The sequence below is a fragment of the Streptomyces sp. LZ34 genome, assembly GCF_053890475.1.
In genome coordinates this window covers 11,308,132-11,334,015 of record NZ_CM132680.1, presented here as the reverse complement: position 1 = coordinate 11,334,015, position 25,884 = coordinate 11,308,132, and the positions used below count along the sequence as shown (strand labels likewise).

General features: G+C 70.6%; 23 protein-coding genes and 1 pseudogene. 13 read left to right on the top strand and 11 right to left on the bottom strand.

Annotation, left to right across the window (positions count from 1 at the left end):
* Positions 1 to 3: 3 nt before the first annotated feature.
* Complete coding sequence (locus ACWY4P_RS48995) at positions 4 to 1,320, bottom strand: Rieske 2Fe-2S domain-containing protein (RefSeq protein WP_456207261.1); 1,317 nt, start codon at positions 1,318 to 1,320, stop codon at positions 4 to 6.
* 369 nt (positions 1,321 to 1,689) lie between these two features.
* On the opposite strand from ACWY4P_RS48995, the gene ACWY4P_RS48990 reads away from it, so the two are divergent.
* The 8 genes from ACWY4P_RS48990 (at position 1,690) to ACWY4P_RS48955 (ending at position 8,884) form a co-directional block, all read left to right on the top strand.
* Positions 1,690 to 3,354 (top strand): GMC family oxidoreductase, encoded by a 1,665-nt coding sequence (locus ACWY4P_RS48990; RefSeq protein ID WP_456207260.1) that lies wholly within the window; start codon positions 1,690 to 1,692, stop codon positions 3,352 to 3,354.
* A gap of 12 nt (positions 3,355 to 3,366) precedes the next feature.
* The gene (locus tag ACWY4P_RS48985) at positions 3,367 to 3,789 is read left to right on the top strand and encodes a GlcG/HbpS family heme-binding protein (protein ID WP_456207259.1); all 423 of its coding nucleotides are present in this window, start codon (positions 3,367 to 3,369) and stop codon (positions 3,787 to 3,789) included.
* A 47-nt stretch (positions 3,790 to 3,836) separates the two neighbouring features.
* A complete protein-coding gene (locus ACWY4P_RS48980; RefSeq protein ID WP_456207258.1) occupies positions 3,837 to 4,913 on the top strand; it encodes an amidohydrolase family protein in 1,077 nt (358 codons plus the stop codon).
* A complete protein-coding gene (locus ACWY4P_RS48975) occupies positions 4,913 to 5,314 on the top strand; it encodes a metal-sulfur cluster assembly factor (RefSeq protein WP_456207257.1) in 402 nt (133 codons plus the stop codon). The genes ACWY4P_RS48980 and ACWY4P_RS48975 overlap by 1 nt, the downstream gene beginning before the upstream one ends.
* Entirely contained in the window at positions 5,304 to 6,329 is a 1,026-nt protein-coding gene (locus tag ACWY4P_RS48970; protein ID WP_456207256.1) for an alpha/beta hydrolase fold domain-containing protein, read from the top strand. Before ACWY4P_RS48975 ends, ACWY4P_RS48970 begins: the two co-directional genes overlap by 11 nt.
* Positions 6,322 to 6,768 carry a DoxX family protein gene (locus ACWY4P_RS48965; RefSeq protein ID WP_456207255.1) on the top strand — a complete coding sequence of 149 codons (447 nt, stop codon included), beginning with the start codon at positions 6,322 to 6,324 and terminating at the stop codon, positions 6,766 to 6,768. The genes ACWY4P_RS48970 and ACWY4P_RS48965 overlap by 8 nt, the downstream gene beginning before the upstream one ends.
* 114 nt (positions 6,769 to 6,882) lie before the next feature.
* On the top strand, positions 6,883 to 7,815 hold the full coding sequence (locus tag ACWY4P_RS48960) for a dioxygenase family protein (RefSeq protein ID WP_456207254.1): 933 nt from the start codon (positions 6,883 to 6,885) through the stop codon (positions 7,813 to 7,815).
* Complete coding sequence (locus tag ACWY4P_RS48955) at positions 7,799 to 8,884, top strand: maleylacetate reductase (RefSeq protein ID WP_456207253.1); 1,086 nt, start codon at positions 7,799 to 7,801, stop codon at positions 8,882 to 8,884. The genes ACWY4P_RS48960 and ACWY4P_RS48955 overlap by 17 nt, the downstream gene beginning before the upstream one ends.
* Here ACWY4P_RS48955 and ACWY4P_RS48950 read toward each other — a convergent pair.
* Together ACWY4P_RS48950 and ACWY4P_RS48945 are read right to left on the bottom strand one after the other, a co-directional pair.
* Entirely contained in the window at positions 8,850 to 11,672 is a 2,823-nt protein-coding gene (locus ACWY4P_RS48950; RefSeq protein WP_456207252.1) for a family 78 glycoside hydrolase catalytic domain, read from the bottom strand. The two genes, ACWY4P_RS48955 and ACWY4P_RS48950, sit on opposite strands and share 35 nt — an antisense overlap.
* Positions 11,673 to 11,699: 27 nt before the next feature.
* Positions 11,700 to 12,758, bottom strand: coding sequence for a LacI family DNA-binding transcriptional regulator (locus ACWY4P_RS48945; protein WP_456207251.1), 1,059 nt, complete (start codon positions 12,756 to 12,758; stop codon positions 11,700 to 11,702).
* A gap of 413 nt (positions 12,759 to 13,171) precedes the next feature.
* Here ACWY4P_RS48945 and ACWY4P_RS48940 point away from each other — a divergent pair, with 413 nt between their 5' ends.
* The 4 genes from ACWY4P_RS48940 to ACWY4P_RS48925 all read left to right on the top strand — a co-directional run bounded on the left by ACWY4P_RS48940 (position 13,172) and on the right by ACWY4P_RS48925 (position 17,851).
* Positions 13,172 to 14,497: an ABC transporter substrate-binding protein gene (locus ACWY4P_RS48940; protein WP_456207250.1), complete on the top strand. Its 1,326-nt coding sequence runs from the start codon at positions 13,172 to 13,174 to the stop codon at positions 14,495 to 14,497.
* Positions 14,497 to 15,426, top strand: coding sequence for a carbohydrate ABC transporter permease (locus tag ACWY4P_RS48935; RefSeq protein WP_456207249.1), 930 nt, complete (start codon positions 14,497 to 14,499; stop codon positions 15,424 to 15,426). Before ACWY4P_RS48940 ends, ACWY4P_RS48935 begins: the two co-directional genes overlap by 1 nt.
* Positions 15,423 to 16,337 carry a carbohydrate ABC transporter permease gene (locus ACWY4P_RS48930; RefSeq protein WP_456207248.1) on the top strand — a complete coding sequence of 305 codons (915 nt, stop codon included), beginning with the start codon at positions 15,423 to 15,425 and terminating at the stop codon, positions 16,335 to 16,337. The genes ACWY4P_RS48935 and ACWY4P_RS48930 overlap by 4 nt, the downstream gene beginning before the upstream one ends.
* A 98-nt stretch (positions 16,338 to 16,435) precedes the next feature.
* A complete protein-coding gene (locus ACWY4P_RS48925; RefSeq protein ID WP_456207247.1) occupies positions 16,436 to 17,851 on the top strand; it encodes a glycoside hydrolase family 5 protein in 1,416 nt (471 codons plus the stop codon).
* A gap of 20 nt (positions 17,852 to 17,871) precedes the next feature.
* Here the strand turns inward: ACWY4P_RS48925 and ACWY4P_RS48920 are convergent, their stop codons facing one another.
* From ACWY4P_RS48920 to ACWY4P_RS48910, 3 genes and pseudogenes are all read right to left on the bottom strand, one after another.
* Complete coding sequence (locus tag ACWY4P_RS48920; RefSeq protein ID WP_456207246.1) at positions 17,872 to 18,978, bottom strand: winged helix DNA-binding domain-containing protein; 1,107 nt, start codon at positions 18,976 to 18,978, stop codon at positions 17,872 to 17,874.
* A gap of 102 nt (positions 18,979 to 19,080) precedes the next feature.
* Positions 19,081 to 19,197: pseudogene (locus ACWY4P_RS48915) on the bottom strand (aldo/keto reductase); the annotation flags it as partial.
* A gap of 158 nt (positions 19,198 to 19,355) precedes the next feature.
* Positions 19,356 to 19,778, bottom strand: coding sequence for a VOC family protein (locus tag ACWY4P_RS48910; protein ID WP_456207245.1), 423 nt, complete (start codon positions 19,776 to 19,778; stop codon positions 19,356 to 19,358).
* Between the two features lie 176 nt (positions 19,779 to 19,954).
* Here ACWY4P_RS48910 and ACWY4P_RS48905 point away from each other — a divergent pair, with 176 nt between their 5' ends.
* Entirely contained in the window at positions 19,955 to 20,941 is a 987-nt protein-coding gene (locus ACWY4P_RS48905; protein ID WP_456207244.1) for a helix-turn-helix transcriptional regulator, read from the top strand.
* 396 nt (positions 20,942 to 21,337) lie between these two features.
* Here the strand turns inward: ACWY4P_RS48905 and ACWY4P_RS48900 are convergent, their stop codons facing one another.
* The 5 genes from ACWY4P_RS48900 to ACWY4P_RS48880 form a co-directional block, all read right to left on the bottom strand.
* Positions 21,338 to 22,423 (bottom strand): S-(hydroxymethyl)mycothiol dehydrogenase, encoded by a 1,086-nt coding sequence (locus ACWY4P_RS48900; RefSeq protein WP_456207243.1) that lies wholly within the window; start codon positions 22,421 to 22,423, stop codon positions 21,338 to 21,340.
* A gap of 69 nt (positions 22,424 to 22,492) precedes the next feature.
* Complete coding sequence (locus tag ACWY4P_RS48895; protein WP_456207242.1) at positions 22,493 to 23,707, bottom strand: cytochrome P450; 1,215 nt, start codon at positions 23,705 to 23,707, stop codon at positions 22,493 to 22,495.
* A 47-nt stretch (positions 23,708 to 23,754) separates the two neighbouring features.
* The gene (locus ACWY4P_RS48890; protein ID WP_456207241.1) at positions 23,755 to 24,774 is read right to left on the bottom strand and encodes a PDR/VanB family oxidoreductase; all 1,020 of its coding nucleotides are present in this window, start codon (positions 24,772 to 24,774) and stop codon (positions 23,755 to 23,757) included.
* A 100-nt stretch (positions 24,775 to 24,874) separates the two neighbouring features.
* On the bottom strand, positions 24,875 to 25,684 hold the full coding sequence (locus ACWY4P_RS48885) for an IclR family transcriptional regulator (protein WP_456207240.1): 810 nt from the start codon (positions 25,682 to 25,684) through the stop codon (positions 24,875 to 24,877).
* Positions 25,681 to 25,875 (bottom strand): hypothetical protein, encoded by a 195-nt coding sequence (locus tag ACWY4P_RS48880; protein ID WP_456207239.1) that lies wholly within the window; start codon positions 25,873 to 25,875, stop codon positions 25,681 to 25,683. The genes ACWY4P_RS48885 and ACWY4P_RS48880 overlap by 4 nt, the downstream gene beginning before the upstream one ends.
* Positions 25,876 to 25,884: the final 9 nt, after the last annotated feature.

The window sequence follows — 25,884 nt, the reverse complement described above, 5'->3', positions numbered from 1 at the left end:
CGGTCACGCCCCCGCCGCCGTGGGCGCGGCTGCCTCGCCCGCCCCCGCCGGATCCCGGGCGTCGTCCCCTGTCTCCCGCCGGGTGGTGAGGCCGGCTTCCACGCGGCGCACCGGCTCGCCGGGCGTACCGACACCGAGCGGGGTCCGGCCGGCCTCGACGTCGTCCAACATCGCGCGCAGCATGCGCCGGAGCATGACGACCCCGCGGTCGGACGGGGCCAGAGTCTCCTCCGAGTGCTGAGTGATGGAACCCTGCGACCACTGGGCCTCGTAGTCGCCGGGATAGCGCTGACGCTCCTCCTCGGTCAGCTGCCAGCCGTCCTTGCCGTTCTGCTTGATGCCGAAGACGAAGGACTTGACCCGGTCGGGGTCGGCGGAGCGGATGGAGAAGACCAGCCGGTGATGCGTGTCATCGGCGGGGACCACCCACATCAGCATGTCGTTGCGGACGTCAGGGGTCGACCTGATGAAGTCGGGCAGGGCGACGATGTTCGGCACCATGCACTCCACCGACCAGTCCAGGTCCACGAGCGCGCCATCGGCGCCTTTGGCGTCCGGGTAGCGCCAGATGTACTTCACTCCGTGGTCGGTCCGGTGGTAGGTGGTGCGCTCCGCGGCGGTGCGGTAGTCGTAGTAGCTCTCCGGAAAGCCGGTCGTCCCGGTGCCCTGGAACTGGAACCCGCTGTGGTTGGAGTGGAGCCACGAGGCGTGCACGGGGTCGACGGCGTTCTCGAACAGCTGGAGCCAGTTGTAGTCCTGCTCCATGCCGACGACCTCGGCGCCGGGCACCATCCAGCTGGTGTAGTAGCTCTCGCCCTGATCGAGGGGTTCCAGGCTGTCGAAGCGCGGCAGCGGGGGCTTGAGCTCGGGCGGCCCCATGTAGACGAAGACCAGGCCGTACCGCTCCTCCACCGGGTACCACGGCTGGCGCGCGAGGTTGCGGCGGCGGCCGCCTTCGAGTTCACAGGCCTGTTCCAGGCAGTGGCCCCGCACATCGAACTTCCAGCCGTGGTAGCAGCAGCGGATGCCGTCCTCCTCGATGCGGCCGTAAAAGAGGCTGCTACCGCGGTGGGCGCACCGCTCGAAGACGACACCGGCGCGGCCCTGGCCGTCCCGGAAGACGAGCAGGTCCTCGCCCAGGAGGCGGGCGCGGTGCGGAACGTCGCTGGTGAGCGCGGTGGAGCTGGCGATCGGCTGCCAGTAGCGACGCAGTGCCTCGCCCATCGGCGTGCCAGGGCCGACCTCGGTCAGGCGGGCGTCGTGAGAGGAGGGCTTGCGCCCGTAGCCGGTTCCCGTGTCGGTCACGGTCGTGTCGGTCATGCTGAACCATCTCCTCGGCGTTGAGGCAGCGGGGACACGTGGATGAGGGCCGCTGGAGGGGCGGACACCGTGCGGCGAGCGGTGCGGCCCACATGGCGCTCCTGCCGTTGTACGACCCTGATGAAAAACTGTCAATCGCCCTGACCTGCTTTGATGAATTACTTGCAGAACCTCTGTCGGATCGCCGAGAGCCCTGTTACGTTGAGCCGGCGCCGAGGCGAGGAGCCGCTCGCGGCCCGCCTGCCGCCTCGCGATCACACCTGAGAACGCGCCGCACGAGCGACCGCCTCCCCGCGATCCCCCTCGCCTCCCGCCTCCACCGCGCGTTCGTCCGAAGCCGAAGGAGACGATGATGTCCGGACCTTCCGCATGAGCGCCGGGCACGGCGCCGAGTACGACTACGTCGTGGTCGGCGCGGGCTCGGCTGGCTGCGTCCTCGCCACGCGCCTGTCCGCCGATGCCGGGACGCGCGTGCTGCTGATCGAGGCCGGCCCGCCCGCTGACCGTAACCTGCTCGTCCAGCTGCCCCTGGGCGTCGGTCTGCTGTCCGGCCGCAAGGAGATCAACTGGGGATACGAGTCGGAGCCCGAGCCGGGGCTGAACGGCAGACGGATAGCGATCCCGCGTGGCCGACTGGTCGGCGGCACCGGTTCGATCAACGGCTCGACCCACGTCCGCGCACACCGCCTCGACTACGACGACTGGGTCGAGCAAGGTGCGACCGGCTGGGGCTGGGACGACCTGCTCCCCTACTTCCGCCGCTCCGAGAGCAGCTGGCGCGGAGACACCGAGCACCACGGCGGGTACGGGCCCGTCACCGTGTCGACCTCCGTGCGAAGAGGCACCTTCGGCCGGCGTCTGGACCGCGCGGCCCGATCACTGGGCATCGAGTTCCCGGACGACACCCAGAGCGGCGACCCCACCGGCGCCGGCCAGATCGAGAACGCCATCCACCGTGGCCGGCGGCACAGCACCGCGGCCGCCTACCTGCGCCCCGCTCTGCGGCGACGCCCGAACCTCTCCCTGCTCACCGGGGTGCTGGTGGACACGGTAGTGCTGGAGAACGGACGCGCGACGGGCGTCCGTGTCCTGGAGGGCGGACGCAGTCGGATCGTCCGGGCAGCCCGCGAGGTCGTGGTGTGCGCCGGTACCTACAACTCGCCGCAGCTGCTGATGCGTTCGGGCATCGGTCCGGCGGACCAGCTGCGCGAACTCGGCGTCGACACGGTGATGGACCTTCCCGGCGTCGGGGCCAATCTCCAGGAGCATCCGGCGGCGCCCGTGCTGTTCGACGTCAAGGATGCAGTGACCTTCCACGAGCACCTGCGCGCGGACCGACTGGTGCTGGGCGCGGTCCGCTGGTTCACCACCGGAAGCGGTCCGCTGGCCCAGATGCCCGAGTTCCTGTCCGCGTACGTCCGCACCCGCGCCGGCCTGGACCGTCCCGACGGGTTCCTCGGCATCCTGGCCGGCGGCTTCAGCGCCCGGCCCTGGTTCCCCGGCGTCAGACCGCTGCGAGACCGCCACTGCGTGGCCCTCAACGCCGTCGCGACCCCCCGCAGCCGCGGCGAGGTCCGGCTGCGGTCGGCCGACCCGACCGCCCCTCCGCGCATCACGTTCAACCTCCTCACCGAGCCGGAGGACGTCGTCACCCTGCGGGAGACCGTGCGCACCACGCTGGCCATCCTGCGCAGTCCCGAGGTCGCCCCGATGATCGGGGTGGAGCTCGCACCCGGCCCCGACGTGCGCACCGACGAAGACTTCGAACGCTATCTGCGGGAGAGCGGCTACTCCGCCAACCACGCCTGCGGCACCTGCGCCATCGGCACCTCCGAGAACGCCGTCGTCGACCCCGACCTGCGGGTGCGCGGCGTCGACGGACTGCGCGTCGTCGATGCGTCGGTGCTGCCGAGCGTGCCCGGGGCGAACATCAACGCCACCGTCATCGCCGTCGCCGAGAAGGCGTCGGACCTGATCCGCGGGGTCCCGGCAGCGCCGGCCGGCTCCGCTGCCACCGTCACCCCGCTGAAGTGAAAGGACCGCAGGATGAGGGAGCCCCTGACCTACACCATCGCGTACGGGGCGGCCGAGGCCGCGCTGGAGGCGGCCCGGGCCGAGGGCGCACGCATCTGCGTGGTGGTCGTCAACCGCGGCGGCGTCACCAAGGTGCTGCTCGGCGACGACGGGGTGGGCCCCATCGGCGTCGAGACCGCACGCCGCAAGGCCTACACCGCCGCCGTCACCGGCCTGCCGACCTCGACGTTCGCCGACTTCGCCGCGTCCCCCGCGATGGCGGTCGCGCCCGTGCACCTCGTCGACGCCCATCTCCTCCCGGTGCCGGGCGGCGTGCCCATCACCGTGGACGACGGCGAGGTCATCGGAGGCATCGGGGTGGGTGGTGCCGACGGGGCCACCGACGACCGCCTCGCGATCGAGGCGCTGAAGCGCATCGCAGCGCTGCTGGCGTAAGCGCGAACAGCCAAGCCTGTCTCGAGGGACAACAGCGGAAGGAGCAGATGATGATCGAAAATACCCTGGTGGTCGAGGGTGTGGCCCACGACTACAACTTCCTGCCCGAGAACTGCGTCAACCCGGCTTTCGGCCGCGCGATCGGCGAGCACATGTACCACCAGCACCAGCGGTTCGGCGGGCCCGGCTACGCCATCGAGAAGTCGCTCTACCTGGACCACGGCGCGGGCGCCGAAGCCATCGGCCGGGCGATCCTGGCGGAGAGCCAGTCCGACGTCATCGTCTACCACGAGACACCGATCTACGGGCACTTCCGCGACGGCGGCTCCGCGCTGTCCACCGGCCTCGCCATGCGGGAGCTCTGGCCGAACCGGGTGCTGGTGTACGGCGCGGTGTCCCCGTTGCGGCCCGGCGCGGTGGACCGTGTCGACGAGCTGGTCGACGAGCACCACGTGAACGCTCTCAAGCTCTACCCGATCGACCTGGTCGAGGGCCGGGTGACCTCGCTGGACATGAGCGACCCGGAGGTGTGCTTCCCGGTGTTCGAACGGGCCCGGGAGCGCGGGCTCAAGGTCATAGGCATCCACAAGGCACTCCCGGTCGGGCCCGGCCCGGCCCATGCGCTGCGGATCGACGACGTCGAGGGAGCCGCGGCGGCGTTTCCCGACCTGACCTTCGAGGTGGTGCACGGCGGGCTGGCGTTCGTCGAGGAAACGGCGATGTTGCTGGAGTGTGCCCCGAACGTCGTGGTCAACCTGGAGGTGACCTCCGCCCTGGCACGCACCGCGCCGCGGCGGTTCGCCGAAGCGATCGGAGCCTTCCTCGCCGTACCTCATGGGGCCCAGCGCGTCATCTGGGGCACCGGCGTCATCGCGGCCCATCCGCGCCCGCTGATCGAGGCGTTCTGGGATCTGGAAACACCGCAGGACCTGATCGAGGAACGCGGCGTGGAGCCGCTGACCCGGGAGGCGAAGAAGGACATCCTCGGCCGCAACTTCCTGCGGCTGCACGGTATCGACGAGGACAAGCTGCGCGCCACGATCGCCGGCGACGAGTTCGACACCCCCGAGCTGGCACCGCCGTGGGGCGGCAGGGTCGAGCCCGCGTCGCCGGGGGCGGCGTGATGAGCGGCGTCACCGAGGCCCGGGTCCGGGACGTGCTCAACGGAATCGTCGACCCGTGCAGCATCACCGCGGGTGTCCCGGCCGGCATGGACGACATGGGGCTGATCAGCGACATCCAGGTCCAGGACGACGGCGCGGGCGGTCAGCGGGTCAGCGTGAAGTTCGGGCTCACCGACCCGACCTGCATGCTGCTGGGCTCCTTCGCCAACGAGGCGCGCGAGCGGCTCGCCCAACTGCCCGGTGTCACGGGTGTCGACGTCACGCTGGACCACGACATGGAGTGGACCCCGGACCTGCTCGCCCCGCACTACCAGCAGCGGCTCACCGAACACCGCGCCCGTAGGCGCCGCACCCTCCCTCTCCTGGCCGTGACCGCGACGGGACAAGCCGGTGACCAGTGACACCTCACAGCAGCCGCACACCTGCGACCTCACGCCTGTGCTGGCGAACAACGCCGACGTCATGGGCCGATACATGGAGGGGCTCAGCCGGGCACCACGCTCTCCCGAGCGGCCCGACCCGGCTCCCGTACACGTGGTGCGCGACATCGTGTTCAGCACACCGTCCGGCGCCCAGGGCCGGACGGAACTACGGATGGACCTGTACCTGCCGCGGTCCGCACCCACCCCCGCCCCGGTGATCGTGTGGCTTCCGGGAGGTGGCTGGCGCACCCAACGGCGGGGTTACGGGCCTCAGTTGCCCAGGCTCTTCGCCGAACGCGGGTACGCCATGGCGGACGTCGAGTACCGGTCCTCCGAGGTCTCTCGCTGGCCGGCCCAACTGCACGACGTCCTCGCCGCGTTGCGGCATCTGCATGACACGGCGGACACCCATGGTCTGGATCGGGGGTCGATCGGGCTGTGGGGCAGCTCCGCCGGCGCGCACCTGGCGCTGCTCGCGGCCTTCGCGTCCGACGCCGACGCCTCCCCCGCGGCGCCCGGCGTACGCGCCGTGGTCGCGGGCTATCCCCCCACGGATCTGCTGCGTCTCAATGACGACGCTCTGCCCGGTGGAGTGCTGGGCGTGGATCCATCCGATCCGGCCTGGGGCCTGCTGGGCGGACGCCCGTCGGACCGGGCCGCCACCGCCGCCCAGGCCAGCCCCGCCCGGCAGGCCCACCCGGGCGTGCCGCCCGTGCTCCTGCTGCACGGCGACGCCGACCTCCTCATCGGCCCGGCACAGAGCCGCCGGCTCCACGACGCCCTGGTCGCCGTGGGTGCCGAGTCCCATCTGCTGCTGGTCCACGGCGCCGACCACGGCTTCCTCAACACCGGCGACTGGGAACTGCACCCCATGACGGCCGCTCTGCTCTCCTCCTCCCTCGCCCCGGACGCCGAGCGCTCGGTGCTCCTGACCCCCGCTCTCATCGAGCGCTTCTTCGACCGCCATCTGCGAACGGATCCATGGAATGTTTGAGACACCACCGCGCTACGACGACGTGGGTCGCGCGCTCTCCCGTCTCGCGCTGGCCGCCGTCTTCGTCTCCGGGGGCCGCCACGTGTGGCGGCACCCGGACGGCCCCGCGCAGGCGGCCGAGACCTTCCTGAAGCAGTGCCGTCATACGGCCCCGGTCCTGGACCGGTTCACGGACCGCCAGCTGGTGCGCGCCAACGCGGCCGTCCACGTCACCGCCGGTGCCGCTCTCGCGGCAGGCCTCGCCCCCGCGGCCTGCGCGACGGCCCTCACCGGTTCGCTGGTGCCCACGACACTCGCCGCCTTCCCCTTCTGGACCCAGCCCGACGGCCCACAACGCACCCACCTGAAGGGCGACTTCCTCAAGAACCTCGCCCTCGCCGGCGGCCTGCTCGCGGTCGTCGTGGGCGGCCGGCGACGAACCCGGCGCAGCCCCGGGTAGGCGGTGGTCGGCGTGGCCAACGTGCCCGCGCGTCGTGGTGGTCGCGGGCATGCCCCGCGGCCACACGAGGAAGTCAACCTCAACAACGATGCCGACAACAGGAGAAACCTCAGCATGACCACCACCCCTCCCGCAGTGTCGGACCAGCAGCGACAGGTCGAGGACGAGCTCGTCCGGACGGTGTGCGCGGCCTTCGGGAACACACCGGATCCCCGGCTCAAGGAGGTGCTGCAGGCCCTGGTGCGGCACCTGCACGCCTTCATCCGCGAGGTCCGCCTGACCGAAGCCGAATGGCAGCACGCCGTCGACTTCCTCACCGCGACCGGCCACATCACCACCGACCGCCGCCAGGAATTCGTGCTGCTGTCGGACGTCCTCGGCGCCTCCATGCAGACCATCAACGTCAACCACGAAGCCACCGTCGGCGCCACGGAGGCCACGGTGGTCGGCCCGTTCTTCGTGGCGGGCTCCCCCGAGATCCCCCTGGGCGGCGACATGGCCTTCGGCGCCCCGGGAGAGCCCTGCTGGGTCGAGGGCACCGTCACGGACACCGACGGCAACACGGTGCCCGGCGCGCGCCTGGAGGTGTGGGAAGCCGACGAGGACGGGCTGTACGACGTGCAGCACGACGACGGCCACCTCGCCGGCCGGGCCCATCTGTACACCGACGACCAGGGCGGTTACGCCTTCTGGGGACTCACTCCGACGCCGTACCCCATCCCCCATGACGGGCCCGTCGGAGCCCTCCTCGACAAGACCGCGCGCTCGCCCCTACGCGCGTCCCACCTGCACTTCATGGCCACCGCACCGGGCCTGCGCACCCTCGTCACCCACATCTTCGTGGCGGGCGACCACCTGCTGGACTCCGACGCCGTGTTCGGCGTCAAGGAGTCCCTCGTCAAGCGGTTCGAACGGCAGGCGGCCGGCACCCCGGCCCCGGACGGACGCGACCTGTCCGGACGGAGCTGGTCCCGGGTGCGGTTCGACATCGTGCTCCCCAAGGCCCCACGCGCAGAAGGAGAGGACTCCGTTGCGATTCGAGCATGAGACGCTGGCGCAACGCATCCGTTTCGCTCCCGGCGAGGCGCCGGCGACGGTGCGCGCCGAGGTGGAACGGCTGGGCGGCACGCGGGTGATGGTGATCGCGGCGGCGGCCGAGGCCGACCTGGCCGGGAAGGTCACCGCGGAGCTGCCCGTCGTACTTGGCCACGACGAGGTGGTGATGCATGTTCCCCTCGCCTCGGCCGAGCGGGCGCGGGCCGCGGCGGCCGCGCACGACGTGGACCTCGTGGTCAGCGTCGGCGGGGGCTCGACGACCGGCCTGGCGAAGGCGGTCGCGCTGACCACCGGGATCCCGATCGTCGCCGTTCCCACGACGTACGCGGGCTCGGAGGCCACCAGCGTCTGGGGGCTGACCGAGGGCGCGCGCAAGACCACCGGAGTGGACGCGCGGGTTCTGCCGCGCTCGATCGTGTACGACGCGACACTGACACTGTCGCTGCCGGTGGCGATGAGCGTCGCCTCGGGACTGAACGCACTCGCCCACTGCGTGGACTCCATGTGGGCGCCGCGGACCGATCCGGTGGACATGGCACTGGCGGGCGAGGGCATCCGGGCGTTGGCGGCCGGACTGCCGGCGGTGGTGGCCGACCCGGCCGGGCTCGAGGGCCGCGAGCAGGTACTGTACGGGGCCTACCTGTCGGCCATGGCGTTCTCCTCAGCGGGCTCAGGGCTGCACCACAAGATCTGTCACGTGCTGGGCGGCAGGTACGACCTGCCGCACGCCCAGACACACGCGGTCGTACTGCCGTACGTGCTGGCGTTCAACGCACCCGCCGCGCCGCGGGCCGAACGCCGGATCGCCGAAGCCTTCGGCGCACCGTCAGCCCTTGAGGGCCTGCGGCAACTGCGGCACGCCGTAGACGCACCGAAAGCGCTGCGCGACTACGGCTTCGAGGAAGCCGACGTCGAGGACGCCGTACCCGCCATCCTGGAAGCAGTCCCGGCCGGCAACCCGCGACACGTCACCCCCGACGGCATGCGGCGACTGCTGCGAGCCGCATGGCAAGGCGCGGCCCCGGTCACGACGGACGGCGAGGAGAGCACCGCGCCGTGAACCGGCCCGGGCCCGCCGTCCGTTCCTCCCCGTCGGGGAAGACGACGGTGGCGGTAGAGGCGGGCGGTACGTCGACGGTGATGTGCAGTTCGTCGCCCTCGGTGCGCCACTCGACCGCGATGGTCCCCCGCGGACCGTCGAAGGTGCCGCGTGCCCAGCCGACCGAGGCGTGGGGCACGGGCGCGACGACGAACGACTCCCAGGCCACCGAGCCCTGGGCCTGCCGCAGTCCGAGGGTACGGGTGTGCAGGAAACGGATGACGGCACCCTTGCTGTAATGGTTCAGCGAATCGTGCGCGGTGCCGTTCTCGTCGATGCCGTCCCAGTCCTCCCAGATCGTGGTGGCACCACGGTCGAGCATGCCGAGCCAGGACGGCGCGGTGCGCTGAAGCAGCACCTGGTAGGCGAGGTCGGCATGGCCGGTGTCGGCGAGGACGGGGAGCAGGTCGGCGGTGGAGAGGAAACCGGTGCCGAGGTGCGTTCCGGCCGCGCGGATGAGTGCCACCAGACGCGCGGCGGCCGCGTCACGCAGCTTCTCGGGCACCAGTCCGAAGGCGAGGGCGCGGACGTAGCTCGCCTGGGTGTCGATGGTGGTCCGGCCGGTGTCTTCGAGGAACTCCGTTCGCCAGGCGTCCTTGATCCGTTCGGCCTGCCCCGTGTAGCGGGCGGCCTCCTCCTCGCGGCCCAGGACACGGCCGATGGCGGCGAGGGTGGAGGTGGAGCGGTACAGGAAGGCGGTGCCCACCTCGCCCTTGTCGGTCATGAGCCAGGCGTCCGGGGCGTCCTGCGCCGGCTCGATGAGCGAGCCGTCCTCGGCGCGGGCCTTCGGCTCGCCCCACTCGCCCCAGTGGAAGGAGCCGTCCCAGACGAACTCCTCGTGCGGCAGGGGCTCGGCCGAGCGGGCCACCCGGAAGGGGTGTCGGGCGGTGCGGGCGGTGACCAGCGCCCACTCGACCCAGCGGACCATCGCGTCCCAGTTCTCGGCGAGTACCCGGCGGTCGCCGTACGTCTCGTACAGCGCCCAGGGCACCAGCACGATGGCGTCGCCCCAGCCGGCGGAGCCCGTCATCATGTCCAGTCGCCGGTCGGTGTGGAGCTTGATGCGCCGTCCGTCGGGGGAGAAGTTGGCGATGCGCCCGTCGTCGAGTTGGTCGTCGCGGACCGAACGGAGCCACTTGCGGCTGAACCCGGACACGTCGTAAAGGCGCGCCGCGCTGGACGCGAAGATCTGGTAGTCGCCGGTCCAGCCGATGCGCTCGCGGGTGGGGCAGTCGGTGGGCACGTCGACGGCGTTGCCGCGGAAGCTCCAGCGGACGACCTCGTGCAGGTGGTTGAGGTCCTGGTTGCCGCAGGTGAAGGTGCCGGTGGGCCGCAGGTCGGTGTGGACCACCCGCATGGTGAGGCTCGACGTGTCCAGGGGGGCGTCGCCGCGGTCCAGGCGGGCGTACCGGAAACCGTGCACGGTGTGGCGGGGCTCGAAGACCTCGCCGGCGGCCCCGGAGGAGACGGTCTCGTCGCGCTGGACGAAGATGGTCGGCGGATCGCCCGGGCGTTGGCAGTCGAGGTGGGAGGTCGTCAGATCCCCGGTAGCGGGGTCGAGGTGCTCACCGTAGTCGATCACGGTTCGGGTGCCGGCCGGGCCCAGGTCGGCGAGGATGATCCAGCCGGAGGCGTTCTGGCCGAAGTCGGCGATCCAGGCGCCGTTGGGCAGTCGGGTGAGCGAGTCGGCGGGGCGGTCTTCGATGCGGCGCACGGGCGGAGCCGGGGACCAGTCGATCGGGGGCGCGGTGACGGCGTCGACGAGGACGGGCCGCTCAGGGCCTCGGGGGGCGAGGAAGTCGGTGATCTGGCCGTCCATCAGGTCGGCGCGGGTGACGGCGCTCGGGGCGGAGGTCCAGTGCTCGTCGGTGCGCACGACCCCGCGTGACCCGTCCGTGTATTCGAGGTGCAGCTCCAGCCGGGTGGCGAGGAGTTCCCCCCAGCCGGCCGGTTTCCGGAAGGCGCCGACCTGGCCGCGGTACCAGCCGTCGGACAGCACGATCTCGACGGTGTTGGAGCCGGGGCGAACGGCCGCGGTGACGTCGGCGGCCTGGGCGTACAGGGTGCGGTCGTAGGAGGTCGAGCCGGGCGCGAGCTCGGCGGTGCCCGCGCGCTCGCCGTTGACGAATGCCTCGTACACCCCCAGGGCCGTGGCGTACAGCCGGGCGCGGACCACCTCGGCGGTGGTGAACGTGGAGCGCAGGACGTGCGCGGGGCGGGTGCCGGGCGCGCGGCGCGCGTCCTGTGGATCGGCCGCGGGGGTGATCCACTGTGCCGTCCAGTCCTCGTCGAACAGCCCGGCCTCGAAGGCGTGCCACACGCTCCACCGCGAGGTCTCCGCGTCGGAGTGCGTCCGGACGCGCCACCGCACGCGCTCACCACTGCGCAACGGAGGGGCCGGCCAGTCGACGCACAGGTGGTCGCCGACGTGCGCCGGCTGCGGCGGGCGCCCGTCGACGTGGATCTCCAGCTCGTGGCCGGCACGCGTCGGCATGCCCCGCGAGGGCTTCCAGGACAACCGTGGGCGGCTCCCGGAGACCGGGAACTGGTCGCCACCGAAGTCGATCGTGAGGTCGTACGGAGCGAGCATGGCCATCGAAGCCATCGCCTCCCATTCCATGTGGGTCAGCCGGTTTGTCTCCTGCCGGTGCCGGACGAGCGGGCGCGGGCGCGGTGGCGCCGCCGGAGCGCGCGGCAGCTGGTGGGTGCCTCCCGCCGAATCCCGGTCGCTCGGGCGGGCGTGGCTCATCGGTTCAGGAGCTGACACGGATTTCGGTCATTCGGTCTGCCCGACGCCGTCGCCGTCGGTATCGGCGGGGACCGGCCCGGTCGAGTCCCGGACCACCAACCTGGTGGCCAGCTCGACGTGGTTGGAATCGATCTCCGCCGCGGAGGCCAGACGAAGGGCGGTCCGCAGGGCCACGGCCCCCATCTCGTTGATGGGTTGGTGGACGGTGGTCAGCGGCGGCGAGGTGACCCGGGCCAGCGGGGTGTCGTCGAAGCCGACGACGCTGAGATCCTCCGGGACCCGCAGACCGCGCCGTCGGGCGGCCTCGATGACCCCGGCGGCGAGCTCGTCGCAGGCGGCGAACACCGCGCTGGGCGCCGGGTCTGCGGCCAGCAGCCGCCCGCCGTGCTCGACGCCCTCCGCGGTGTGGAAACTGCCGGCGTGCCGGACCAGTTCGCCCGGCACGGGCGCGCCGGCCGCCTCCATGGCGCTGCGGAACCCGTGCATCCGGGCCTGGTTGGAGCTGGCGTCCTCCTTGCCGCCGAGGTAGGCGATGCGGCGGTGGCCGAGGGAGAGCAGGTGCGTGGTGGCGGCATGGCCGCCGGCGAAGTAGGTCGAACCGACGCTGACGATCGAAGGGTCGGGCACCTCCGGGTCGAGCAGCACGAGCGGCAGCCGAACCCGGCGCAGGGCTTCGACCATCGGAGGGGACAAGGTGTTGGCGGTGACGGCGATGACCGCGCGTCGGCCGGCGGCGGCCAGGTTGTGCGCCCACGCGGCGGGGTCGGCCGCCGGATCGCGATCGCCCCGCCTGCTGACCACCACGCCAACGCCCTCGCGGGCCCCGGCATCCACCACTGCCTGGATCGCGGCGGTGCAATAGATGCTCAACTCCCGAAAGCCGAAGAACAGCTCGACGGTGGGGTGCGAGCGCAGATCATCCCGGTTCCCGCCGTAGTTGTGCCGGCGCATCAGGTCCAGCACCAGGTCGCGGGTCTGCTGCGCGACATCGGGGCGCCCGTTGACGACCTTGGAGACGGTGGCCACCGAGACGCCGGCGTACTCGGCGATCTGCGCCAGTGTCACGCGGTGGGAAGCGGATGCCATTGATCCCCCTTGGCGACAGTACCGGTCTGCGCGTTCCTCATCCTGAGCACGTTAGCACCGAAACATTTTTCGTAGACTTATCGGTCCCCATCAAGGGGAAACACGCAGCCGAAAACAGCCTCTGCGCAGGGGGTTGACGAAAGCCTTCCACGTGCTTAGCGTTCACCGTCAGCAGGCCGCAGAGAGATCAGTTTCGCTCTTTTGGGTCACATATTTTCGGAGCACTTCCGAGTGATGCGCCCCGACACGAACCGGGGCGGCACAGCGAACATCCGGCATCCGCCCCGATGTCTTCCCGTGCTACCGCAGCCCGCTCTCCCGCCACGTCGACCCGCTCAAGGACCTGCGGATCCCGCCGGCCTCGATCACCCGGCGCCTCGACATCATCGCCACCGACCCATGGAGGACCCGAGATGACGCGAGACCACACTGCGGAGACAGCCTCACCGACTGCCACCACATTCCTGTCCCGCCGCGGTTTCCTAGGCGCCCTCGGCGGCGGATTGGCCGCCACGACGCTGGCGGCGTGCGGGTCGGGCGGCGGCGGGGGCGGCTCCGAGATCGTGTTCATGAATCAGTCCCGCGGTCAGGCGGCGACCCTCGCGCAGCTGGCCGAGGAGTACACACGGAAGACCGGCGTCAAGATCAGGATCGACGACGCCGGGCCGGCTGACTTCCCGACCAAGCTTCAGTCGAGTTCGCAGTCGGGGGACATGCCGGACATCTACTCGGCTCTGGACGCCAACAGCATGGCCGCGTACTACAAGGCCGGCTGGGCCATGGACCTGTCGTCCAGGATGCGGTCGGGGTGGGACGACACCTTCATTCCCGCCGTGGTCAAGCTGTCGACCTTCGCCAAGGACAACCCCCAGGGCGTGGACCCCGGGGTCTACAGCGCCCACTGGGAGGTCCAGGACTACGGGCTCCTCGCCAACCCCGCCATGTTCAAGAAGGCGGGGCTGAGCCTGGACGATCCTCCGGCCACGACCGCGGACCTCATCGACCAGTTCTCGAAGATCAAGAAGGCGGGGGCGGACCCCTTCTGGGTCGCCGCCAGCCTCGTTCCCCAGCTGGTCCAGACACTCGTCTCGAACTGGCTCACCGACGCGGAGATCGACAGCACCTTCGCCGGCAAGTCCAGTTGGAAGAACGACGCGTGGCGCAAGAGCCTCCAGTTCCTGGCGGACCTGCGTGACGCCGGCGTGATCGCCACGGGCTCTCTCGCGTCCGGGACGAGCGACAACCCGACCGTGGAGAAGGCGTTCTTCAACACCCAGAACGTGGCGGCGATCTTCGACGCGAGCGTCGGCGTCGGCGTCGGCACCAAGACGGCGCCCGACTTCACCGACTTCAGGTCCCTCGTCATACCCAAGGCCCCGGACGGGACACTGACGCCGCGCCCCGCCGGCGGGGTCGGCCGCGGCGCCGCGATCAACCCGAAGAGCAAGCGCGCGGCCGAGGCCCTCAAGTTCGTCCGGTGGCTGACCGAGACGGCCCAGGACCGGGTGTTCATGGACAAGGTGCCGCTCATTCCCTCCAACCACGCGGCTCTTCAGGGGAAGGTCTCCCCGAAGATCGCCGGATTCGCGGCGAACGCCGCGCGCATCCAGATCGTCCCCACGACGATGAAGGCGCAGGTCCTCGAGGCGTTGGTGCAGGGAGCGGCGGCCCTCGTACTCAAGGAGCGCACCGTCGACCAGGTGCTGAAGGACCTCGACGCCGCCCAGCGGAGCTCCTGATGGCACGACCAGGCACGGCCGGCCCGCCGCGGATCCACACACTGAAGACACGCCGCCGCAGACGGGTGCTGGCCGGGTACCTCTTCGTCCTCCCGGCGCTCGCGGTCATCGCCGTGTTCACGCTGCTCCCGTTCGCGCAGGGCATCGTCCTGAGCTTCCAGACATGGGACGGCGTGAGCCTGTCGACTCCGTACGTCGGCCTCGCCAACTACCGCGAGGTGATGCACGACGCACAGTTCTGGGCGTCGATGAAGAACGCGGCCCTCTTCGGCGCCGTCGGCCTGATCATCGCCAACGGCGTCGCCCTGGGCATGGCCCTGGCGGTCAACCGGGCACGCCGTGCCGCCGCGTTCTTCCGTACCGTCTACTACCTCCCCGGGATCTTCTCCGTCGTCGTGGTCGGCCTGATGTTCTCCTGGTTCCTCGACCCGAGAATCGGCATCGTCAACAATGCGCTGGGAACGGTCGGACTGCCCGAGCCGAACTGGCTCGGCGATCCCACCACGGCCCTGATCGCCGTCGCCGCCGTCTTCGTCTGGTACCACTGGGGCTTCGGTTTCATTCTGTTCCTCGCCGGGCGCCAGGACGTACCCAAGGAGCTGTACGAGGCGGCGTCCCTGGACGGCGCGCGGGCATGGGCCCAGTTCCGCTATGTCACCTGGCCCGGGATGGCGCATGTCACGACCATCGTCAGCGTCCTGACCGTGCTGTCGGGGCTACAGATCTTCGGCACCGTCCAGGTGCTGACGGACGGCGGCCCGGCCGGCCACACCGCCGTACCCACCCTTCGGATCTACCAGGAAGCCTTCGTGTTCCACGAGTACGGACCGGCGGCGGCGATGTCGGTCATCTTCGGGCTCTGCCTGGTCGTGCTGGCCTTCGTCCAGCTGTGGATCTCCCGTCGACTCAGCGGAAGCACGGAATCATGAGCCCAGGAACGAAGCTGCCGGACGTGTCGCGGAGCAGGGCATCGGCGAAGAAGGCCCCGCGGGCCACGGCGCCGGCACCGCCCCGGCGGGCCGGACGCCGCCCGGAGCCCATCGCGCTGTACGCCCTGCTGGCCGTCGGCGCCCTCGAGGCGCTGCTGCCCATCCTGTGGCTGCTGAGCGGTTCGCTCCAGACTTCCGAGCAGCTGTATCGCGGCACCGACGTCATCCCCCGGGATCCGCAGTGGAGCAACTTCGCGAGCGCGTGGAACGAGGGCGGGTTCAAGGAGTACCTGCCGAACAGCATCCTCTACACGGCGTCAGCCGTGCTCGGCATCCTCGTCATCTCCAGCATGGCCGGCTACGCCCTGGCGCGGATCGAGTTCCCGGGACGCGGCATCATCGTGGTGGCGATCTTGATCATTATGATCATTCCGCTGCCCGCGTCATTCATAGCCCAGTACAAACTGATGATCACACTGGGGCTGGCGAACACCCGCATCGGCTACATACTCGTCCTCATCGCGTCCGGGACCCCGATCTCCATCCTGATCATGCGCGGATTCTTCGCCGGCCAGCCGAGGGAACTCGAAGAAGCCGCTGCCCTGGACGGCGCCTCGATGTTCAAGACGTTCTGGAGGATCATCCTCCCGCTGGCCATGCCGGGCCTCGCGGCGGTGGCCGTCATCCAGGCGATGTCGGTCTGGAACGAGTATCTGATGGCCCTGGTCCTGTTCAACGACGACTCGCTGATGCCGGTGCAGCGCGGCCTGACCAAGTTCGTCTCGGCGGAGACACCGCAGCAGCAGATCCTCCTTGCCGCCACCGTCATCTCGATCCTGCCGATCATCGTGTTCTACGCGTTCGCGCAGCGCAGCATCATCAAAGGGGTGTCGGCCGGGGCGCTCAAGTGACCCATCGGGCGCACGGCTCCGTGCCGTGGTCCGGCTCCGCCGGCCGACGAGGTGCCGTCGCTTCCCACCCGTCACAACACCACCAAGGGGCCGCCCGCATGACCTCCACGCTCTCCTCTGCCCGCTCCCCTCGCACTCTCCCGGACCCCCTGCTGAGGGTCTCCGGCACCCGGCTCGAAACGCGGGACGGGACCCCGGTCCGACTCCGTGGCGCCGGACTCGGGGGCTGGATGAACATGGAGAACTTCATCACCGGCTATCCCGCCAGTGAATCCGCCATGCGTTCGGCGGTACGGGAGGTCCTCGGTGAGCGCCGATACCAGTTGTTCTTCGACCGGCTGCTGACCGTCTTCTTCGACGAGGCCGACGCCGCGCTGCTCGCCTCCAAGGGCGTCAACTGCCTGCGGCTGCCGGTGAACTACCGCCACTTCGAGGACGACACCCGCCCGCTCGAGATCCGCGAGGAGGGCTTCGCCCAGCTCGACCGCGTGGTGGAACTGTGCGGACGACACGGCATCTACACCGTCATCGACCTGCACGCCCTGCCCGGCGCCCAGAACCACCAATGGCACTCCGACAACCCCACGCACCTGCCGTCCTTCTGGACCCATCGGCACTTCCAGGACCGGGTCGTCCACCTGTGGGAGGTCATCGCGGAACGGTACAAGGACAACCCGCGGGTGGCCGGATACAACCTGATCAACGAACCCGCCGACGAGTCCGGGCACGTGCTGCCCGCCTTCTACGACCGCCTCGCCGGAGCGATTCGCTCGATCGATCCGCACCACATCCTCTTCCTCGACGGCAATCGCTACTCCACCGAGTTCGACCTCTTCGGCGAACCCCTCGAGAACGCCGTCTACACCTGCCACGACTACGCACGCGCCGGCTTCGCCCGCGGCGGCGGCTACCCTGGTCGCACGGATGGGGTCTGGGTCGACAAGCAACACGTCGAGGAAACCTTCCTCCGCCGCACCGCGTACATGCGCAGGACCGGCACCCCGATCTGGATCGGCGAGTTCGGCCCGGTCTACACCGGCGACCCGGCGCGGGACGAACAGCATGCACAGCTGCTCGCCGACCAGCTGGAGACATACCGCCGGCACGAGGCCGGCTGGTCGATCTGGACCTACAAGGACATCGGCCTGCAAGGCCTCGTCCACCTTGCCCGGGACAGCCCCTACCACCGTCACTTCGCCGAGTTCATGGCGAAGAAACACCGCCTGGGCGCGGACTCCTGGGCTTCCCCGGACGGCGACATCCGCGAGGCGGCCAAGCCGCTCGAACAGCTTGTCACCGACGAGTTCCCGGGCTTCTCTCCCTACCCGTTCGGCACCCGGCAATGGATCGAGATCATCGTCCGGCACGTCCTGCTCGGCCAGCCGCTGGTTCAGGAGTACGCCCAACTGTTCCGGGGCCTCGGTGACGACGACGTGCTCGCGCTGGCCGACTCCTTCGCGCTGGAACACTGCGTGCGGCGCGACTGGCTCCTGGACGCGCTCGCGAGCGGATGACGGGTGCACGGCTGTTCCACTCAGCCGACGGTGGCGGGGGTGGCTGTGATCTCTACATGGTCGATGCCCTGGTCCAGGAAGGTGGCCAGGTCGTGGGCCTCTTCTCTGACAGCTTCCAACTCCTCGAGGGAAAGGGGCCGCAATGACGTGATGCGGAGTTGCCGCTCGTGCACGGTCCAGGTGGCGGCGACGCGTCCGTCAACGAGCACGGCGCGTTGGCCTGCGACGGACAGGCCGAGGTGGGCGTCGTCGATGATGCGGCTGCGGTCGCGGTAGCCGAGGATCGCGTTGTCGAAGGCCGGGAGGAACCGGACGGGAGCGGGCGTGTCCGGGGACGGGCGTGGTGCGTCGGGCAGGTCGAGAAGTTCTCGGCCGCGTTCGTCGCGGAAGGTGATCAGCTCGTCCCGGATGGCTTTGACCGCGGCGGGGAGACCGGCCAGACCGCTCCAGGCGCGGATGTCCGCGGTGGCGGCGGGCCCGTAGGCGGCGAGGTAGCGGCGCACCAGCTGCTGCCCGACCGGGTCGCCCGCGTCGTCGGGCAGCGGGGCAAGGTCTTGTCCGAGCCAGGTGGCCAGGGGCAGATTCCGCACGCCGGCCGTCGTCTGCCACAGCCCGCGCGGGGGAAGCTGGGCCATCGGGATGAGTGCGGCGACGAGGAGTTCGCCCAGGGCGCGGCGTGGTGGGCCGGGCCAGCGGTCTTGGAGTGCCTGGACGAGGGCCTTCATGGTGCGGGGTTGGTGGTCGGCCATGACCGCTCGGCCGGCTGCGGCGACTTCGTCGGGGTCGATGTCGGCGAGTTCGCGTCGGTAGGTGGCCATCACCCGCTGGCGCAGCATGGTGTCGTGGCGCGCCCGCCAGGCGAGTGCGTCGTTGCCGGTGACCAGGTGGACGGTGCGGCGCATCAGGTGGGTGCGCACGACGTGCCGGTCCATCAGTGCTTGATCGAGCCGGTCGGGTGCGAAGGCGTGCAACCTCGACCACAGGCCGGCGAAGGGTTCATGCGGTTCCTGGGCCTGCAGGCCGCACAGGTGTGCCACCGCCGCCTCGACCGTTGCGGTGGTGCGCGCGAGCAGGTACTGGCGGGCCAGGGTCGCGCGGTTGAGAGCGCGCGTGCTGAGGATGGTCATGGGTGCTCAGGCTGCGGCACGCTCGTCGACCGGGCGGCGGCACAGGGCTGGTCGGGTGAGGGATGCCGGGGTGCAGGAGCGAGCGTTCCTCTGCTGAGCGGCGCCCTCGCGGCAGCGGCCGGTGAGCAGGCCCATGGCCAGAGGGCTCCGCACGAGGACGCCCATGCCGTAACGGCGGCAGGCCGGCAGGACCTCGCCCTCGATGCCGCGGTTGAGGACGGGCCGCGGCCGCCGCAGCGAGCCCTCGACCGCCGTCAAGTAGCCGTACACATCGGCGGTGTCCACGAAGTTGATGCCCGCGTCGATGCCGGTACGCCCGAGCTGTCGCATGCGCATGGTGCCCCGTTCCCTTTGCCGTTTCGCTTCTCGGATGTGGATCAGCCGTGGTACGGGGCCGCCACATCCAGGACCCAGGTCACGCCGAAGCGGTCGGTGAGCATGCCGTACAGCGGTGCCCACTGCGACGATCCCAGGGGCTGCACCACCGTCGAGCCCTCTGCCAGCTTCTGCCACAGGGCACTGACCTCGTCCGGGTCGTCACCGCGCACGGAGACGAAGAACGGGTTGCTGCCCTGGTCCCAGGGCAGCTGGGAGGGCACGTCGTAGGCCATGACGTGGAAGCCGTTGTCGCCCGCCACCTCACCCCACACCACCCAGTCCGCCTCGTTCTCGTTCTGCGCGTTGCCCGTGTCCTTGTACGTGACGGCGGCGATGCGCCCACCGAAGACGGACTGGTAGTAGTCCAGCGCCGCCCGTGCGTCGCCCCGGAAGTTCAGGTGGGTGGTGGTCGCGACGGACATGGCCTTCTCCTTGCTCGCGGTTCGGCGAGGTGCGCCGCCGCAGCGATGGACCTTGCGGACCTTGCGGGCGGCAACCTCGTGGCCAGGGGGCCATGGCCGCCCTGGCGGATCTTGATACGCACCATTCCACGGGTAGCGGACAGGTTGTGTCCTGTAATGCGGACAGAATGGTGAGCATGCAGAAGACCTCCTCGCGGCTGCTCGCGCTGCTCTCGCTGCTTCAGACGCATCGCGACTGGTCTGGTGACGAACTCGCGGAGCGGCTCGACATCACCCCGCGCACGGTCCGCCGCGACATCGACCGCCTACGGGAACTGGGCTACCCGATCCGCGCTTTCAAGGGGCCCTCCGGCGGCTACCGCCTGGACACGGGCTCGCGACTGCCCCCACTGCTGTTCGACGACGGCCAAGCCGTCGCCCTGGCCCTCGCCCTGCAGTCCGCGGCCACCAGCACCACGATCGGCGAAGACGCCGCACGGGCCCTGTCCACCATCCGCCAGGTCATGCCGTCCCGTCTGCGCCAGCGCATCGACATGATGCAGGTCACTGCCGTCCAGTCACCCGAGACCGGCAACGCCTCCCTGCTCGGCACGCCGCTCCTCATGGAGGTGAGCCGCGTCATCCACGCCCGTGAGGAGCTGCGCTTCGACTACGGGCACGACGCCACCGGCCCCGCCGAGCGACCCCGCCGGACACAGCCCCACCACCTCGTCACCTGGCGCGGCCACTGGTACCTGATCGCCTGGGACCTCGACCGTGCCGACTGGCGCACCTTCCGCGTCGACCGCATACGCCCCCGTACCCCGACCGGCCCGCGCTTCACCCCACGCGATCTCCCCGGCGATGACGTAGCCGCGTTCGTCACCGGCCGATTCCGGGGAACTGACGGCTCTACCACCGACTGGCCCTGCCGCGGCGAAGTCATCCTCAACCTCCCCGCACAGGCTGTGGCCCCCTTCGCGCAGGACGGAATCGTCGAAGAACTCGGCCCCGACCGCTGTCGCCTATCCCTGGGTTCCTGGTCGTGGACCGGCCTTGCCGCCACCATCGGCCGCTTCGACACCGACATCCAAGTCATCGGTCCACCACAACTGACCGGTGCGTTCGCCGAACTCGCCGCGCGCTACGCCAACGCGGCGGACACGACCCGCCGACCGCCGTAGGTAATACCGGCCGACCTCGGTGAATGGGCCTCCCCGCCACTCTTGCTGACCGACAGCAGGCCATGGTCGCGCAGGGCATGGGCCGAGCGCCATGGCTCCGGCGCCCAGGCTCCTCACCGCCCGCGTGCCGGTGGGCCGCGGTGGCCTGCTCACGGTGGCTGCCCACAGCATGGGCGGGGCTGTGCTGACCTGGGCGGCGCAAAGACCCACGTGGCTCACATTCGCCATTCCTACCGTACTCAAACACTGGCCTGCGACGACCTCGCTGTCCGGGCAGCGTAGACGGCTCCACCGCCTCAGGAGCCCCGGTCGTGATCGGTCGTCGAGGTGGTTCCCAGGTGCCGCCGTCCAGGCTGAAGGTGCCGGACGTGACCAGGTGCTCGATGCGGGCGGTCGTCACAGGACCACCACGGAGCGGAGCACGTCCCCCTTGTGCATCCGGGCGAAGGCGTCCTCGACCTCGTCGAGGGCGATCGTCTCGCTGACGAACGCGTCGAGGTCGAGGCGACCCTGGAGGTACAGGTCGATCAGCAGCGGGAAGTCGCGCGAGGGCAGGCAGTCGCCGTACCAGCTCGACTTCAGCGCCCCGCCCCGGCCGAAGACGTCCAGCAGTGGCAGCTCCAGCTTCATGTCCGGGGTCGGCACACCGACAAGGACGACCGTGCCGACCAGATCGCGGGCGTAGAACGCCTGGCGGTAGGTCTCGGGGCGACCGACAGCTTCGATGACGACGTCCGCGCCGAAGCCGCCGGTCAGTTCGCGCACCGCCTCGACGGGGTCCATCTCCCGCGAGTTGACGGTGTGCGTGGCGCCCAGCGACCCCGCGGTGGCGAGCTTGCGGTCGTCGATGTCCACGGCGATGATCTTCGCCGCGCCGGCCAGACGGGACCCGACGATGGCGGCGTCGCCGACGCCACCGCAGCCGATGACGGCCACGGAGTCGCCGCGGCCGACGTTGCCGGTGTTGATCGCCGCGCCGATGCCCGCCATCACGCCACAGCCGAGCAGGCCCGCCGCGGCCGGCGACGCGGCCGGGTCGACCTTGGTGCACTGACCGGCCGCGACCAGGGTCTTCTCGACGAAGGCACCGATGCCCAGGGCGGGCGACAGCTCGGTGCCGTCGGTCAGCGTCATCTTCTGCTTCGCGTTGTACGTGGCGAAGCAGTACCAGGGTCGGCCGCGCAGACAGGCCCGGCACTGGCCGCACACTGCACGCCAGTTGAGGATGACGAAGTCGCCGGGGGCCACCTCGGTGACGCCGTCGCCCACCGACTCCACGACGCCCGCCGCCTCGTGTCCGAGCAGGAAGGGGAAGTCGTCGTTGATGCCGCCCTCGCGGTAGTGGAGGTCGGTGTGGCACACGCCGCATGTCTGGATCTTCACCACCGCCTCCCCGGGCCCGGGATCGGGGATCACGATCGTCTCGATGCCGACCGGCTCGCCCTTCGCCCGCGCGACGACGCCTCGTACCTGCTGGGACATGGCTGGATTCCTCTCAGTAGCTCAGTAGTGCTCGGTAGTGCGGGGGCAACGGGACAAGGGGACGGCAGATCAAGCAGCCGGGTGGACGCGCAAGGGCAGGGACGCCCACGAGCGCAGGGTGTTGTTGGGGTGGCGGCCCGGTGTGCCGGTCAGCTCGAACCGTTCGACTCGGCGGGCCAGGGCGGTCAGCAGCGCCTCGGCCTCCAGGCGGGCCACGTGCTGACCGATGCACTGGTGCAGGCCCATGCCGAAGCCGACGTGGCCGGATGGGTTACGGGTGAGGTCGAAGCGGTCAGGGTCGGCCCAGCGGTCCGGGTCGCGGTTGGCCGCGCCGAGGAACATGAGAATCTTCGTGTCCGCCGGGACGACCGTGCCGGCGATCGTGACGTCGGTGGTCGCGGTACGGAAGAAGGTCTGCACCGGTGACTGCCAGCGAACCGCTTCGTCGAACGCGGCCCGCGCCAACTCCGGGCGCTCCCGCAGGCGCTGCCACTCCCGGGGGTGGGTGGCGAAGGCGTACAGGCAGGCCGCCAGGCCGTGCACGGTGGTGTCGACGCCGGCGGTGAGCAGGGAGCGCACCACCAACGGCGCCTGCTCGTACGTCAGATCGCCACGGTCGGCGGCGGCCCAGATGGCAGCTCCAAAGCCATCCTCGGTCAACGCCTGCCTTTCGCACTGGGCGTTCACCCAGCCCGACAGCTCGGCCACCCGGTGGGCGTCCGCCGCGACGAGGTCGTTGCGCGGGCCGAAGGCGTTGAAGGCCATGTTGCCGTACGGCAGGAGGTTCTCCCGGCCGTCTGGGCCGAGGCCCACCGCGTCCGGGAAGGCCCGCAGCGGAAACGCCTCCGCGAGCGCGGTGAAGGCGTCGAACTCGACTCCCCCGTCGAGAACTTGTCCGACGAGCTCCTCAGCCACTTCGAACCACGCCTCGCGCAGGCGCCGCAGAGCGGGCGGGGCGAGGATTTCGCGGAGGACCCGGCGCGGGGCGTCGTGGCGGGGCGGGTCGGCCTCCAGCAGCAGGCTCGGCGGGCGCCACGGCTTCTCATGCCGGAAGTTGGCCAGGCCCACGCCCGAGCCCGACTCGAAGTGCTGCCAGTCCACCAGGGCGGCGTGCACCTGCTGGTAGCGGGCCAGCGCGTGGACGTCGTAGCGCGAGAGGTACACGACCGGACCCGCCTCGCGCAGGGCCTGGTGCAGCGGTTCGGGGTCCAGGAGGACATCGTGGGCGAACGGGTCGGCATCACTGACGGGCGGCACGACGGCACGCTCCAGTGCCTCGGTCATCGCGGCTCCTTGGGAAAGGGAGGAGGTTCTGAGGGGTCGGAAGAGTCTCAGAGGTCGAGGACGAGGCGGTCGCCGCAGGACCGTGACACGCACAGGAACATGCAGTCGTTCGCCGCCCGTTCATGGTCGGTCAGCACTGAGTCCCGGTGGTCCGGCTGTCCCTCCAGCACTGGCGTCAGACACGTTCCGCAGGTGCCCTGCTCGCAGGAGGACAGCACCTCCGCGCCGGCGCGGCGCACCGCCTCCAGTACCGAGATGTCCGGGGTGACGGCCACGGTGCGTCCCGTGCGCCGCAGCTCGACCTCGAAGGGAGCCTCCCGCACCGGCGCCGTCTGCGCGGCGGCGGTGAAGCGCTCGACCCGCAGGGCGTACGGCGGCCAGGCGGCGCAGGCCGCTCCGACGGCGGTAAGCAGCGGGGCGGGGCCGCAGCAGTACACCTTGGTGTCCGGTCGCGGTGTGTCCAGCCAGGCTGCCAGGTCCAGCAGCCCGAGCTCGTCCTGCGGGACGATGTGCACCCGGTCACCGTATGCCGCCGTCAGCTCCTCGCGGAACGCCATCGACGCCCTGGTGCGGCCCCCATACAGCAACTGCCAGTCCACGCCGAGCAGTTCGGCCTGGCGCACCATGGGCAGCAGCGGGGTGATGCCGATGCCGCCCGCGATGAAGAGGTACTTCTCCGACGGCACGAGGGGGAAGTGGTTGCGCGGGCCGCCGACCCCGACGCGGTCTCCCGGACTCAACCGGTCGTGCACGGAGGCGGATCCACCCCGGCCCCCGGGTTCCCTCAGCACGGCGATCCGGTAGGTGTGCGCGTCCCACCGGTCGCCGCACAGGGAGTACTGCCGGGTCGCCCCGTCCGGCAGCACCAGGTCGATATGAGAACCCGGCGTCCAGTCCGGCAGCCGGGCACCGTCCGGGTGCTCAAGGGTGAGTGATACCACGCCCTCGGCAGCCCGCTCCTTGGCGGTGACCGTCAGAGTCGCCGCGTTGGCCACGCTGTTCGGCGCCGACCGTCCGATGCCGGTGACGCCGGACTCGGCGTCCGCAACCACGCTGGTTCCGACCACGCTGTCGCCTCCCGTCGTTGGGTTGCAGGCAGGATGCGCGGCCACCGCGGACGGTCGCGACGGCATTCTCAATCAGTGAGAGACGAAGTTCCGGTAGCCGTCATACGGCTGTTGTACTGCCGTCACCTGCGTCGCGCTGCTCCCTGCGGCACCCTGAGGCATCCGGTGCCCCCAGCGCGCGGGAGACACCACGTGCCGCGGTCCGCACCACCGGCACGACGGACGTGGACCGGGCCTCGTTGGGGACGATCACCGCCAGCGCGGCCACCACCTCACCGCGCGCGTCACGCACCGGCGCCGCGACACCCAGGGCGTCCGGATGCACATACCCCGGGCAGTACGCGTATCCCTGCCGCCGCACCTCGGCCAGCACAGCCCGCAACCGCGCGGCCGTGGCGGGAGTGTCCGGGGTATAGCAGCGCTGCAGGGGCCCGTCGAGCACCCGCTCCCGCAGATCGGCCGGGCCGTGGGCCAGGAGGACCAGGCCGCTGGAGGAGGCGTGCAGCGGAAGGCGGCCCGCGATGCGGGTGTAGTTGATGACGGCGCCCGGTGCCGTCAGCCGCTCCAGGAACAGCACCTCGTCGCCGTCCAGCACACCGAGCTGCACATGGTGGCCGACGACGTCGTGGACGCCCTCCATGAACGGCATGGCCGCGTTGCGCAGCGACAGGGTGGGCGAGGCCCGGGTGGCCAGCTCCCACATGCGCATGCCGATCCGCACCCGGCGGCCGGCGTCCCGGGTCAGGAACCCGTACGAGACCAGCTCGGCCACCAGCCGCGACGCGGTCGCCACGTGCAGCCCCGTACGCCGGGAAATCTCCGAGACGGTCAGGGCCGACTCCTCCGGCGTGAACGCCTCGAAGATCCGCACGACCCTCGCCAGAACCGACTCGCCGTTCCGTGTCCTCACCCGGCCATCATCGGATTCCGTCCGGGTATGTCAAGCCCGCGGAAGCGCCGTACCACGGGCTCCGGCCGGATCACCCTCGCGACGGGTGAGGGTGCCCCTGCCGGCAGGGCCTCAACGGCCCGGGCGACATCCGTGCGGAGGTCGTCGAGGCTGTAGTCGGGGCCGAGGACCATGCGTCGCAGCTGGGGCATGGCGATGCT

Excerpts from the sequence above, each read along its gene's own strand:
- ACWY4P_RS48995 (WP_456207261.1), bottom strand. The coding sequence starts at position 1,320 with ATGACCGACACGACCGTGACCGACACGGGAACCGGCTACGGGCGCAAG.
- ACWY4P_RS48990 (WP_456207260.1), top strand. The coding sequence starts at position 1,690 with ATGAGCGCCGGGCACGGCGCCGAGTACGACTACGTCGTGGTCGGCGCG.
- ACWY4P_RS48985 (WP_456207259.1), top strand. The coding sequence starts at position 3,367 with ATGAGGGAGCCCCTGACCTACACCATCGCGTACGGGGCGGCCGAGGCC.
- ACWY4P_RS48980 (WP_456207258.1), top strand. The coding sequence starts at position 3,837 with ATGATGATCGAAAATACCCTGGTGGTCGAGGGTGTGGCCCACGACTAC.
- ACWY4P_RS48975 (WP_456207257.1), top strand. The coding sequence starts at position 4,913 with ATGAGCGGCGTCACCGAGGCCCGGGTCCGGGACGTGCTCAACGGAATC.
- ACWY4P_RS48965 (WP_456207255.1), top strand. The coding sequence starts at position 6,322 with ATGTTTGAGACACCACCGCGCTACGACGACGTGGGTCGCGCGCTCTCC.
- ACWY4P_RS48960 (WP_456207254.1), top strand. The coding sequence starts at position 6,883 with ATGACCACCACCCCTCCCGCAGTGTCGGACCAGCAGCGACAGGTCGAG.
- ACWY4P_RS48950 (WP_456207252.1), bottom strand. The coding sequence starts at position 11,672 with ATGAGCCACGCCCGCCCGAGCGACCGGGATTCGGCGGGAGGCACCCAC.
- ACWY4P_RS48945 (WP_456207251.1), bottom strand. The coding sequence starts at position 12,758 with ATGGCATCCGCTTCCCACCGCGTGACACTGGCGCAGATCGCCGAGTAC.
- ACWY4P_RS48940 (WP_456207250.1), top strand. The coding sequence starts at position 13,172 with ATGACGCGAGACCACACTGCGGAGACAGCCTCACCGACTGCCACCACA.
- ACWY4P_RS48935 (WP_456207249.1), top strand. The coding sequence starts at position 14,497 with ATGGCACGACCAGGCACGGCCGGCCCGCCGCGGATCCACACACTGAAG.
- ACWY4P_RS48930 (WP_456207248.1), top strand. The coding sequence starts at position 15,423 with ATGAGCCCAGGAACGAAGCTGCCGGACGTGTCGCGGAGCAGGGCATCG.
- ACWY4P_RS48925 (WP_456207247.1), top strand. The coding sequence starts at position 16,436 with ATGACCTCCACGCTCTCCTCTGCCCGCTCCCCTCGCACTCTCCCGGAC.
- ACWY4P_RS48920 (WP_456207246.1), bottom strand. The coding sequence starts at position 18,978 with ATGACCATCCTCAGCACGCGCGCTCTCAACCGCGCGACCCTGGCCCGC.
- ACWY4P_RS48910 (WP_456207245.1), bottom strand. The coding sequence starts at position 19,778 with ATGTCCGTCGCGACCACCACCCACCTGAACTTCCGGGGCGACGCACGG.
- ACWY4P_RS48905 (WP_456207244.1), top strand. The coding sequence starts at position 19,955 with ATGCAGAAGACCTCCTCGCGGCTGCTCGCGCTGCTCTCGCTGCTTCAG.
- ACWY4P_RS48900 (WP_456207243.1), bottom strand. The coding sequence starts at position 22,423 with ATGTCCCAGCAGGTACGAGGCGTCGTCGCGCGGGCGAAGGGCGAGCCG.
- ACWY4P_RS48895 (WP_456207242.1), bottom strand. The coding sequence starts at position 23,707 with ATGACCGAGGCACTGGAGCGTGCCGTCGTGCCGCCCGTCAGTGATGCC.
- ACWY4P_RS48880 (WP_456207239.1), bottom strand. The coding sequence starts at position 25,875 with ATGCCCCAGCTGCGACGCATGGTCCTCGGCCCCGACTACAGCCTCGAC.